The sequence below is a fragment of the Bacteroidia bacterium genome, assembly GCA_026932145.1.
Taxonomy (GTDB): domain Bacteria; phylum Bacteroidota; class Bacteroidia; order J057; family JAIXKT01; genus JAIXKT01.
In genome coordinates, this window is the sequence record JAIXKT010000016.1 from 19,057 (window position 1) to 31,527 (window position 12,471).

The following is a 12,471-nucleotide window of genomic DNA, read 5'->3' on the forward strand; positions in this document are numbered from 1 at the left end:
ATAAAATTTGAATTAAACGATAGCGAATATATCTGATTCTTTCATAATGAGGTAATCTTTACCTTCAATTTGAATTTCTGTACCGGCATATTTGCCATATAATACTACTTGACCTACTTTTACGGTAGTAGGTTCATCTTTTTTACCCGGGCCAACGGCCACAACAATACCGCGCTGTGGGCGTTCTTTTGCGGTATCTGGAATGATAATCCCTGATGCGGTTTTTTCTTCTGCCAACGCGGCCTCAATCACAACGCGGTCGGCTAATGGTTGAATTTTTACTGACATAATTTATTTCTATGAATAATAGTTTATAAAGTTTATCTCTCCTTATCGAATAGTATGCCAAATAATAACATCATGCCAAATATACTGATTTTGGCATAATTAAGTATGAATGATAAAACTTTTATTGACAAATTGGCAGTTTTTGGATAATTGAAAATATCCTACTTATTTAGTATTCTCTATTTTGGGGGGAGATTTCGCGGCTGTTATGCGCTTTTTTACCAAAATATCTCCATACCAACTATCTATACTTACGCTGTCTTTATCCCAAAAAGCCTCTATGGAGTTTGTTAGAGCTATTAGTGTTAAGCTCGGAGTATCTAAAAGTACTTTGGTTGAATCTACTGAAACTGTGTAAGTGTCTGAATATTGCTGCTTTAGCTTGTAACAAGTATTAACAACCGGCTTAAAGTCAATTATTTCTTCTTCTCCTGTTAAGGATACAAACTTAATTTTAGCCTGCTGGAAATCTGGAATAAAACTACCCAAACCGGTGATTTCCACAGTATTAGATTGATAACGCCCAAAGTTAGTGGATATCCAATAGTCATACCCGGAAATAGACCGCCATTTGGGATTTTTATCTAAAAAATTACAATAAAAAATCTTTTCTCGATTTTCCTGATTGCTGTAACCTACCCTCAAGTATATTTCTAAACTATTCACAATTTGATATAAACCTCTTTTAGAATCGGTAGCCAGCAATAAAGAATCTATAGAAATAGCTAAAAATGGTTGAATTTCTGCAAATGAATTGGTTTGGCGAAAGAAATCGAGCATACTGCGTAATTGTTCCCCGTCATTGTCTTTCCAAACTCGGTTTTTGTCAGGAATAAACCGACCTTGACTTAAAGCATTATTTTGGGTTAATATTTTCTGGAACCGGTCTTTTTGGCTGCGTACAGACCAACCTACTGCCCCAACCGGCCCAATTAAGCTGATTAAAGCCGCTACAAACAGCGACTGAGGAATCCGTTCTATATTTTTCTCCCGAGAAAATGTGAAATATAATGTAACAACCGTTAGCCAAATCGCTAATTCCACTAAATAATATCGGTTGGGAGTTACTCCGTATTGATAAATACGTTCATACGCAGCTAAAAATAATAGTATAATTAACGGAAATAATGCTAAATAAAAATATTTTGAAAATACTAATATCCAGCTATTTTCAGGTTTGTTTTGTATCGGCCAAATGAGTAATAACGCCAATATACCTGCAATAGAAAAACACAAAACCAACCAACCAACCCAGCCAGAAGGTAGCAAAAATGTGATTATTATTTCAGCTAAATAAAGATATAAAATCCCCAAATACACAACTACTAAGGGAAGCAGCACAAACTGAACAAATTGTTTTAATAGGGAGGGGTAGTTTGTATCTTGTTCTAAAACTTCCCAATCGTGTGGAATACCGGCCAAAAAATACCATGTGTTAAAGATGCAAGTAATAAATGCCAATAAGTCCCCATAGATTTTGTCAGGCATATCCACATGAAGTAACTTATCAATAGAAAGTAACGCAACTGAAATTCCAATAAAGAGCGTCCCCGAAAAAAGTACAGATTGAATAATCCGCTGAAAAAGTATGCGGTTATATTGCCAAAAGCTTGTTGTAGAAGATTTTCCTAAAAAAGGTAAAAACGCTATTAAAAAATGGGCTGCCAACATATACATCCCGACTTGATAAAAATCTACCTCTACTATGGGAAAACTGATGGTGAAATACAGTGCATAAACAAACAATAATGACACAAATTGAATCGGGATACGCCATATTTTAAATTGGCTACGCTCTGCCCATAGAGATGTAGATACCGAAAATACCATCGCTACGTTAGAAAGCAGTAATAACATTAACAGTTTATCTTCCTCGTTCTTTCCTGACCATCCAACTTTATGGAATAAAAAAATACATAAACAAAACCCCATAAAAGCTGCTATTATGGATGCAGGAAACCGCTTGGCAGTCTGTAACGATTGTGCTGTAATACGGTGTAAATCAGGAAATTTCATTAGTTTAAAGTGTTAAAAGTACAAAAAATTATTCTGATATGGCGATTTTGCCGATAAACTGGCCGGTATCGTTTTCGGCAACGAACCAGAATATTCCGGGACGAACTCTTTTTCCGTTGTTGTCTGTTAAATCCCAAAAAGTTCCGCCATCTGCATTGCGCTCTACAAGCTGTCTTACACGCTCTCCCTGTAAAGTATAGATACGAACAACTGCGAAGGAAGGCAAATTGGAAATCGTAACTCCCTCTGAAACAGAGTTTTTCTTATACGGATTTGGGAATGCATATACTTCTGAAAAATCTGCTGCGGCTTCCCAAAAGGTAGCTACATCACCTAAGCTATCCCGCTGTGCCTCAAAATTTTGCCCAGTTATCCCCCGAATGGTTATTGAAACCGGAATTCCTGTTGCACCTAAGCGTATTCCTCGTAACCTTAACCAAATCTGGTCTGAACTCACCTCAAAATCTTGAACAAAACCAAATGGCTGAACCTGAAAACTTTCTAAATGAACAGACGTAGTATTGACGGGCTTGTTGAAATGCAATATTGCTTCATTATCTCCAGTTTTTTCCCAATTAGTTAGGAACAAAGCGGGCTGTTTGCTGACTTCTACCCACTGATAGATTTGGGTTGTATCTATCCAAAGGCCGGGTAAATTTATCAAAACCTGAATACTGTAATTTCCTGGTGGGCAATTATCGGCAGTATTTAAGAGTAACTTAGTGGAATCCGGTGTTGGAAATATTTCCGTTATAGGCAGTGAATCAGTGTTATGTGTGAGTTTTAAAACCGACAGTAGTAAATCCGGGTTGGGTATAGGCTGGCTAAACTGTACAGATACTTGGCTACCCCCGCTGACGTATGCACGCCTGATGTTCACCTGCCCATGTGTGCGGATAAACACAAGATTAGAAAATGCACCCGTATCCGGAAGAACACTGCGAACCACAAAGACATAACGCTCGTTTTTCTCTAAACCTCCAACTCCAAAAGAATTTCCAGAAATTGGGCTAATACCTTGAAAAAAATCATCAGTATATTTTGCCAATAAGATTTGATAACTACTTGACCCAGATCCAGACCATGTTAATTGTACAGAATCTTCTGAAACCAATGAGGCATTTAACGCTACTGCAGAAATGGATAATCCATTTGGCTGATATTCAAAAAAATAGGAAGTATCACTAACGCCGAGCAATACTTCTGCAAGGCCGTTTTTATCTACATCACCACACAGAATAGTTGGGTTGTATGTGCCATAATAAAACCAAATCCACTGATAATTACCATTTTGGAAACTTAGAATATATGTTTTGGGAAAGTTTGTGATAATGAGTTCCGGAAAGCCGTCTCCAGTTAAGTCTGCCATTGTTGCGGCAGGGCCGGTTTCGTCCTGAAAATCAAATAAGGCATCCTGCCAAATTCTTTGATATTGGTCGTCTGCCGTAGCTTCCCATATTTCGAGATTCCAGTAAGGAGGTTCATATTCACTATGTTCATCTCGTAAGGTAGAAGTGTGGGTAGCTACAAAAAATTCCGGCTTTCCGTTATGGTTCATATCTCCGGCACATAGGTAATCAGAAGATTTTTGCAAACCTGTTTCGTGAATAAAGTTTAACTTATAGGTATTGTTTCCGGTATTTTCATAGATTTGAAAATCACCATCAAAATCGCCAGTAACAATTTCCCTTTTTCCGTCTTGGTCAAAGTCTTCTACCAAAGCTTTGGGAGCTGTTGAACCCAGATAGTTTGTTGTGGAATCTGGAAGTGTTGCTGTGCGCTGAAAGGTAGAGCCGTTTTTCTCCAAAATGAAATAATTTCGAAAATCTTTGGCGATTATTTCTACGTTGGAGTCATTATCTGTATCAGCAAACCGTGCGGGATAACCTCTTTCTATTGTGCCGAGATTCAAAGACTTATTGGGAAACGGAGTGCCGGTAAGTAGTACAATAGAATCGTTTTTATTAGCTAAAAGTTCAGGCAAAAAATCGCCGGTAATATCAGCCGTATCCTTAGGGATAAGCAATTCCGGTATTGAAACGGAATCTTTTAGCAGAAACTTGATTCCGTTAAACTCCCAGAATTTAACCCGACCGTCATTAGCATCAAACTGAAATCTGCTGGAAACTATTTCAGGAAGGTTATTTTGGTTAAAATCAGTTAGGAATGGTAGTGTGTAAGCTAATGGGATTCCATAATTTTTGGGTTTAAATATGCGTTCGCTGGAAGGTATGATTTCGGGGATAAGCCATGTTTTTTGTATGTTAGTAGTTGATTTTAAGCTGCTTGTGCTGGTAAGTTCAAGCCACCATTGGATTTCGGCAGGTTGTGTGATTTCCGGGTTTATCAAGAAATGTCCGTTTCTGGTTATGCGGTCATAAGTGAGAGTGCAGGCTGCTGCTCCAGAATATTGATAAATCAAGCGGGTAGTACAAACTTCAGCGTGTTTAAAGGTAACAAGGATTTTGCGCTGGTTATCGTCCCAAACCGGTGTTGCATATAACACGGAAGTGATAGCGGCAGTAGTGTCTTTGTACAACCGTATTTTTACCTCATCTGTTTGTTGGTTTCTCAGGAAAACACGTAGCCGCAAGGTAATTTCTCCAGATGGAATGTTTGAAATATCCCACCAAGTAACCGTATCTTGTAGAACCTGCTTAAATTGTTTATCCAAAACATTTATCCATATTTGGTTGCTTTCATCTCTTCCTAAATGGTAATCTATGGAAAAACTTTGGAATAGCGGGTGTACGGCAGTAGCCACAATCGGGATTTGTGTTTGGTTGAGTCCTTGGTCTGGCTTTAGGTTATGGATTTTAACGATTGGGTTTCCGATAAGATTTAGGGCGCGAAAGGTATTTACGCGTCCTGCACCTGTGTAGTAGTCCCAGCCGATAGGGCCGATGTCATCACAGGTAGCGGTAAGCCGTCCGCGCATTTGGTCAGGAGTTAGTGTTGGGATTTTGCTTAGGCACAATGCGGCAGCACCACTTACGATGGGGGCAGCTATACTTGTTCCAGAAAAAAAACCAAATGCAGCATTGCCTAATGTATCCGACCGAGTAGGTGCAAAAACACTGCTCCCCGGCGCACATAAAGCAACATGATTTCCAAAACTACTTACTGGCCAAAGATACTCACGGCCAGCCTGCGCATCATAAGACGAAGCAGAAACTGAAATAACCTCTTGGAAATCAGATGGAAAATGCCGTTGATCGCCCGTTCCGTTACCGGCACTTGCAATAATAATGCAGCCTTTTTGGTAGGCATACCGAATAGCTGCGTGCATAAGCAACGAAGGATACACATCTCCAAAGCTACAATTGATGATTCGTGCACCTCTATCAGCAGCGTAAATAATTGCCTGAGCAATATCCCTATCTTCTCCTGTACCGGAAGAGTTAAAAGCTCTCACTATTAGTAGCTTAACGTTAGGAGCTATTCCGCATCCGCCAATACCGTTATCTGATTTTGCTGCTAAAAGCCCCCCAACGATAGTTCCATGTTGGTTGTCATCATACACATTTCCTCTTGAAATCGAATGGTTTCCTCCCGAAGGTAGTATTGGTAGTTCTGCAAAATTGTAGCCAATAACATCATCAATAAAGCCGTTATGGTCATCATCGATGCCATTAAAATCGGTGCTGTCAAGTTGCCCATTTTGGTTTAAATCTTCTAAGGAATTGATATAAAATTGCTTAGAAAATTCTGGATGATAATAATCTATTCCGGTGTCAATGATACCAACGATGATAGCGGAGTCGCCGGTGGTAATATCCCAAGCCTCAAAACTGTGCACTCGCTGGTGATGCCAAGCAGGTTCTCCGGAAAGAGCCGGATCATTAGAGAATTTATCAATTTTTCGGGTATAGTTTGGCTCTATATGCTTAAATAACTTAGTTTGGTATAATTGTGTTATGGATATAGGTTGCGGAAAGTTAAGGGTAGCCCATACAGCTAACGCTGAATCATCTGGCTTACTTTCAGGCTTTAATAAAATGCAGTTAGCTTGCCGTAGGATTGGGAACTGGGCTGTTTTTTGAGAATTATTCCAATTTTGAAGAATAGCAATGTTTTCAGGAGCTACCTGAATATTCCAAGAAATTGCCGTTTGAGCAAAAACTTTTGTTGTAAGCCAACAAAGAACGCTCAAAAAGAGCATTTTCTTGAACCCAAAAGCCAATCTCAAAAAGTGCATAATTTTTTCCCGAAATATAACTAAAAACAGAATTTATTGTCTTTCTGTAAATAGAATCTATTCTGGGAAGGCTCTAAACCATCGTGTTATGTCAAATATTTCAAGGGGTTATTTGATTTTTATCTATTTCTGGCAACCATAATACTTCGGGGAGAATTAGCAGCCCAATCGTTTAGTTCATAATCGCCATATTTTGAAATGTTCTGAAAACCAGCGTTTAATAGCATATCGGTAAGTTTATCGGCCTCAAATAATGTAACTTTTTCGGTAAATTCATGGGATTCCTGATTGGCATCCTGAATAGATATTTTTTTTTCTACATAAGTTGAATAGCGTTTTTTTTGAATGGTAAACAACACTCCATTTATCTGTTTTTGAACGGGTTCAGGCTCTTCCGAAACAGTATTTGCATTCAGATAGTCCAGAATTAGAGTTCCGGTAGGCTTTAAGGCTTTATGAAACTTAGACAAAACATTTTGATTTTCAATAATATCCGAAAAATATCCAAAGCTAGTAAATAAGTTTAGCACAACATCAAATTGGTTATGATAATTTATTTCGCGCATATCTTGAACCCAAAATTTAGGTGGATGCGTTAGTTTTTGGGCTTTTGCTGTGGCTTCGGCAATGCGTTCAGGGGATAAGTCTATTCCCATTACGGTAAAGTTCTGCTGGGCTAACCAACAAGCATGACGGCCATAGCCGCAACCCACATCTAAAATCTCAGACCATGGAGGTATAATTTCCTTATTCAAAAGGTTTTGCAAGAACCTTTCAGCTTCCTGATCGCTCCGGTGTTCATATAGTAACCGGTAGTATGGAGAGTCAAACCAAGATTTAAACCACGTCATAATTATTCGGCAAACATAAACCTTATCGTAAAATAGCAAACATTTTTGGGTGAATATAAAGTTCAATAAATAGGTTAGTTTAAGTAAAATACCAATTACAAAAATATTAGACTTTATATGATTCACTGATGTTACGCAAGGATATCATTAATTTAGCTGTATGAATGTTGAAAACATAGCCGACCTATACCAACAATCTCTGATGATATATCAGGGACAAGTAACCTGCACGGGAATATCTTTACTGATGGAAGGCAGCCTCAGCCATGATAGATTCACACGACTTTTATCGAGTGGAAATTTGAATGAAGAATATTTATGGAAGCGCGCCAAACCACTTTGCTATGAAATCAGGAGCAAGGATGCCGTTCTAATCATAGATGAAACCATAGAAGGCAAACCATACACGGATGAAAACGAATTAATCTGCTGGCATTTTGATCACGCCAGTAGAAGAAATGTAAAAGGAGTTGCTATGCTCACTGCATTGTATCACAGCAATGAGATGAGTGTTCCAGCGGGAGTAGAATTTATTACCAAGCCAATTAAAACAGTGAATGCAAAAGGCAAGCAGGTGAGAAAAAGCCGCATTGGAAAAAATGAACTGTTTCGAAAAATGGTGAACCATGCTTTTTGGAATTTAGATTTTGAATATGTACTTTCAGATAGTTGGTTCGGCAACAGCGAGAACATGAAATTCATTGCTCAAAAACACAACGGGAAATTTATTTTTGCTCTCAAGTCAAATCGGAAAGTTGCCTTGACACTGGATGATAAGCAAAACGGTCGTTACACAAGTATTAAGTCCCTGAAGCCGGAAGGGCGCACTGCGGTGGTGTGGGTTGAGCAGTTGGATTTCCCAATTCTCATTGCATGCCAAATTTTCACAAACGAGAATGATACTGCTGCGCTCTATCTGGCTTCTAACGACTTAAATTTGTCATACGAGCAAATCACTGCAATCTATCACAAACGATGGAAAGTAGAAGAGTATCACAAATCCATCAAGAGCAATGCTTCGTTTGCCAAATCACCTACACGCACAATAACAACACAAAAAAGTCATTTCATTGCTTCGCTGACAGCGTTTAATCGGTTTGAATTACTGAAAGTAAGAAAAAACAAAAGTCATTTTGCACTGAAAAATTATTTGAACATAGTAGCACTACGAAAAGCAAAGGAAGAATTACAGCATTTATTAACACCAAGTCTTAAAAATACTACTTAATGTTGCGTAACATCAGTTAATGACTATGAATTCCACCCCGAATGCAGTACAAGCTTTGTGCACTTAGCTATGATTAGAATTATGCTTAACAGAATAAAAAAATAAATTTTAAACAACCTCTTAGGTAATTTCGTAGCAAATAGTTGGGCTTATTTCTACTTGCATTTTATAATTTTACTGCTCTAATTCAATAATGGATAAAATAGAAACAACATCTAACGACAGCTTACCGGTCAGGATAGGTAACAGATATTTGACAAAAAATTTGTCGCATATTAAACCTATCGAAATTTCGGGACATATCCTCACAAAAGAAGAGAAAGAAAAACTAAAGAAGTTAAAAAGAAAAACCTATTTCTTGTCTGCTCTTACCGGAGCTGTTTTTGTGCTATTGGTAATCCTTCCCTTTCATTTTTCCGATTTTTTTAAAGCACAACAAATAAGCATAATGGGTTACCGGCTCGATTTTGAAGTTTATAATTCGGTTTATGCTATTATCATGGTGTTTCCTGAAATATGGATATTGAATGTGTTGAATATGCGGGCGGTTAAGCAGATATGTGAAATTTATCAATATCCGCCGCCGGAGCATGATGATTATAAAGAACAAATTCAATTATTGACCGAAGCTGGTTTGGAGATTTCGGACAAACATATGCTGACATTAGGCATTAACCCTTATGTGGGATTACCTAAAATATCGTATTGGTTGCTCTTTCTTTTTACCAAATTAGAATCTCTTCTATCCAATCTGGTTATAAAGTTAATCGTCAGAAGGATTCTTGGCAGATATGCATTGCGTATCTTTATGGATTTGGTAGGTGTGCCCGTATATGCTTTTTGGGATGCGTGGGCTAGCCATAAAGTAATGAAAGAGGCAAAGATAAGATTGGTTTCGACCGCTGCATCCAAACAATTTTTACGCGGATTTTCAACAGCCGAGTTAGAAAGTGTAAGAAGCAAGATTCCTTCCTTAGTCAATTACATCGCACAGGAAAAGAGAGCTTACAACTTCGCTCTCTATGCTTTTATGAAAGAGGTTTCTATAAAACTCCCGGGTATTACACTAAAAATGAATGAGAAGGTACACCTTGACCGCATTTTTGGCAACAATGACGCTGAAAATTATGTCTTGGCAAGGCTGTTGATTTTTGGTTTTATTGTAGATGGCACACTTTCGGTAAAAGAACGTCTATTGTTGTACAAACTGGGAAGGGAAGAATGGTTTCCACTACAACTGCATGATGTAGAAAGAATTATGAAAGAATATGTTTATGGAGAAGGTTTGGAAAGTTTTTGAACTTTCCTTTGTTATAAATTAGAGTTTAGGGACGAAAACTTTATATGTAATCAACTAACTACATGATTATCAATAGTTATTTTTAAATTTTCCTAAAAAATATTCTGTTCATAATGTCTAATAATGCTTCATCAACGAAACCATATCTTTCATACTTTCTGAACTACAGCCCCAATTCTGTTATTTCATAAAACGCTGATTTGTTAATAAATTATGCTACATTCTGTCATTGCCAGTTTGATTGGTTATATTCTGCTTACCATTGGTTCTTTTTTATCCTTGCTACCAAAGTAAGGTTTTGTAACTTTACGTTTGGAATATATATTAATCAATTATGAGTTTGAGAGCTATTATTGCTGATGATGAGGCTGCTGCCAGAAATCGGGTTTTGAGGTTGTTAAAACAGATAGAAAATACTGACGTGGTTGTGGTGAGTTCTGTAGAAAACGGATTAGATGCACTTCAAAGTATTGAGTTAGAAAGGCCGGATATAGCTTTTTTGGATATTGAAATGCCCGGCATGAACGGCCTTGAAGTAGCCCGTAGAGCCTCTGAATTAGGCACAAAGGTCATTTTTACTACTGCTCATAATGAACACGCCATCGCAGCCTTTGAAATAGATGCTGCTGATTATTTGCTAAAACCAATTGATAAAGAACGACTAAAAACCTGCCTTGAACGGGTAAAAAATCGCTCTGTGCCTATACCGATGCCGGATGTAGAAGTAGATACCCAACTCACAGATATTAACTACATGGATCTAAACAAAATCCCAATTCCTGTAGCTGATAAAATTAAGTTGATAGATTTTTCTGACATCTTTACCATTGAGGTTGAGGAGGGAGAAACCTATATCTACTCAAAAGAAAAACGTTATCTACTCAACCAGACCTTAGAGCACTTTGAAAAACGGCTTCCTCCTAAGCAGTTTTTACGCATATCTCGATCTTGTATTGTGAATGTAGCACAAATTAAGGAGTTAGTAGTTTGGTTTGGTAACCGATACAAGGTAATTCTGAATAATGGCAGAGAAGCTATCAGTAGCCGAGAACGGTCTCGCGTTATCAAACAAATCTTAAAGTTCTAATACAGCGTGCGTTGGGCTTGTATAGGCTTTGGAAATGTGGGGCAAGCTATTGTTCATAAATTAACGGAATCTGGATTTTTGCCCCAGCAAGTTGTTGTTAGAAACACCGAAAAAATCACCGGATACCAAAATAAATTCCCTGATATTCAGTTTATTAACTCTATTAACCAGCTTCAAGATGGGTTAGATTTGGTTATTTTATGTGTGCCGGATAACGCTATTCCGGAAGTTACTCATTCTGTATCTTTAAAAACCACTAAACCCACAATTGCCCATACATCTGGAGCTTTTCCCCTCGAAGAACTACTAAAATACACCCCAAAGGCCGGTGTCGTTTATCCACTTCAAACGTTTTCGGTTGATTTTCAGCCTGAATGGTCAACTATTCCCGTTTTGATAGAAGCATCAGCGTTGTCTTTAGAGATAATCATGCACTTTGCACAGCAGTTGGTATCTAACCCTCTCTGGGTTAGCTCGGCAGATAGGGCGGTAATTCACCTAGGTGCTGTGTGGACTTCAAACTTTGTGAACCTAATGGCATGGATAGCCCAAGAAATTGTATCTTCAACGATCCATTCTTATCAACTGTACTTACCATTGATGCAGCAGGTAGTTGAAAAACTATCTAACTTAACACCGGCACAAGCACAAACAGGCCCTGCCAAAAGAAACGATATAGCTACAATTCAGCATCATATCAACTTATTATCAGCAAAGAACCCAGAATTAGTGCCTTTATATCAACATCTTAGCCGGCAGATTCAAAAACGTACTGTTCACGTCCCGCTTAATTTTGATACAAATCAATACCAACCACCATTACTATAGACTTTATATTAGAGGTTGTTTAAAAATGGTGTAAAGATTGTTAAAGTATTTAATATCACATGGTTTATACGATAGTGAAAAATAAACAAGACCAATATTTTGCATATTGGATTTTTTATTTTATTTTTGGTCTTTAATATAAATCATTATGTCATTTGCATTATATATTCCTGTATCAGAAAGTTTGACTGAGTTGAGAAAATCATTAAAATCATCGTCTTTAATGATGCAACCTCGCATCAAAATGTTGGTAGCGATGAAAGAGGCGGGCAGTAAAGGTATTTCTAAACGTGAGTTGATGGATACCATTGGTGCCAGCAGTCAAAGCATCCACAATTGGCGCACTGCCTACAAAAAAGGAGGTATGGACACCTTGCTACATAATGGTAGGAAAGGGAAAGCAGGAAAGCCATCAGTGTTCACCAAGGAAGAGCATAAAAAAATGGAAGAGAAACTGCATGACCCTAAAAATGGACTGGCAGGGTATATTGAACTCAAGGAATGGATAGCCAATGAGTTTAACAAGGATATTAAATACAACACAGTGCTTAAATATGCCACAAAGCATTTTGGGACAAAGGTAAAAGTAGCTCGCAAAAGCCATGTCAAAAAAAATGAACTAGTGTTAGGTTAGATATGTTATGACGCATATATTTCGTATCTTTACAAAAAAAC

The 12,471-nt window shown here is 37.9% G+C and carries 9 protein-coding genes; 5 read left to right on the forward strand and 4 right to left on the reverse strand.

Annotation, left to right across the window (positions count from 1 at the left end; translation table 11 throughout):
- Positions 1-12 precede the first annotated feature (12 nt).
- The 4 genes from LC115_04845 to LC115_04860 all read right to left on the reverse strand — a co-directional run bounded on the left by LC115_04845 (position 13) and on the right by LC115_04860 (position 7,353).
- A complete protein-coding gene (locus LC115_04845) occupies positions 13-288 on the reverse strand; it encodes a co-chaperone GroES (GenBank protein MCZ2356008.1) in 276 nt (91 codons plus the stop codon).
- 165 nt (positions 289-453) lie between these two features.
- The gene (locus tag LC115_04850) at positions 454-2,304 is read right to left on the reverse strand and encodes a DUF4153 domain-containing protein (protein ID MCZ2356009.1); all 1,851 of its coding nucleotides are present in this window, start codon (positions 2,302-2,304) and stop codon (positions 454-456) included.
- Between the two features lie 28 nt (positions 2,305-2,332).
- Positions 2,333-6,502, reverse strand: coding sequence for a S8 family serine peptidase (locus LC115_04855; protein MCZ2356010.1), 4,170 nt, complete (start codon positions 6,500-6,502; stop codon positions 2,333-2,335).
- Between the two features lie 119 nt (positions 6,503-6,621).
- On the reverse strand, positions 6,622-7,353 hold the full coding sequence (locus LC115_04860) for a class I SAM-dependent methyltransferase (protein MCZ2356011.1): 732 nt from the start codon (positions 7,351-7,353) through the stop codon (positions 6,622-6,624).
- 160 nt (positions 7,354-7,513) lie between these two features.
- Between LC115_04860 and LC115_04865 the strand changes: the two genes are divergently transcribed.
- The 5 genes from LC115_04865 (at position 7,514) to LC115_04885 (ending at position 12,430) form a co-directional block, all read left to right on the forward strand.
- Complete coding sequence (locus LC115_04865) at positions 7,514-8,581, forward strand: transposase (GenBank protein ID MCZ2356012.1); 1,068 nt, start codon at positions 7,514-7,516, stop codon at positions 8,579-8,581.
- A 193-nt stretch (positions 8,582-8,774) separates the two neighbouring features.
- A complete protein-coding gene (locus tag LC115_04870; protein ID MCZ2356013.1) occupies positions 8,775-9,881 on the forward strand; it encodes a hypothetical protein in 1,107 nt (368 codons plus the stop codon).
- A gap of 334 nt (positions 9,882-10,215) precedes the next feature.
- Positions 10,216-10,968 carry a LytTR family DNA-binding domain-containing protein gene (locus tag LC115_04875; protein MCZ2356014.1) on the forward strand — a complete coding sequence of 251 codons (753 nt, stop codon included), beginning with the start codon at positions 10,216-10,218 and terminating at the stop codon, positions 10,966-10,968.
- Positions 10,969-10,974: 6 nt separating this feature from the next.
- Positions 10,975-11,796 (forward strand): DUF2520 domain-containing protein, encoded by an 822-nt coding sequence (locus LC115_04880; GenBank protein ID MCZ2356015.1) that lies wholly within the window; start codon positions 10,975-10,977, stop codon positions 11,794-11,796.
- A 148-nt stretch (positions 11,797-11,944) separates the two neighbouring features.
- Positions 11,945-12,430 carry a hypothetical protein gene (locus LC115_04885; GenBank protein MCZ2356016.1) on the forward strand — a complete coding sequence of 162 codons (486 nt, stop codon included), beginning with the start codon at positions 11,945-11,947 and terminating at the stop codon, positions 12,428-12,430.
- Positions 12,431-12,471 lie beyond the last annotated feature (41 nt).

Coding starts and splice junctions, on each gene's coding strand:
- LC115_04845 (MCZ2356008.1), bottom strand. CDS start 288: ATGTCAGTAAAAATTCAACCATTAGCCGACCGCGTTGTGATTGAGGCC.
- LC115_04850 (MCZ2356009.1), bottom strand. CDS start 2,304: ATGAAATTTCCTGATTTACACCGTATTACAGCACAATCGTTACAGACT.
- LC115_04855 (MCZ2356010.1), bottom strand. CDS start 6,502: ATGCACTTTTTGAGATTGGCTTTTGGGTTCAAGAAAATGCTCTTTTTG.
- LC115_04860 (MCZ2356011.1), bottom strand. CDS start 7,353: ATGACGTGGTTTAAATCTTGGTTTGACTCTCCATACTACCGGTTACTA.
- LC115_04865 (MCZ2356012.1), top strand. CDS start 7,514: ATGAATGTTGAAAACATAGCCGACCTATACCAACAATCTCTGATGATA.
- LC115_04870 (MCZ2356013.1), top strand. CDS start 8,775: ATGGATAAAATAGAAACAACATCTAACGACAGCTTACCGGTCAGGATA.
- LC115_04875 (MCZ2356014.1), top strand. CDS start 10,216: ATGAGTTTGAGAGCTATTATTGCTGATGATGAGGCTGCTGCCAGAAAT.
- LC115_04885 (MCZ2356016.1), top strand. CDS start 11,945: ATGTCATTTGCATTATATATTCCTGTATCAGAAAGTTTGACTGAGTTG.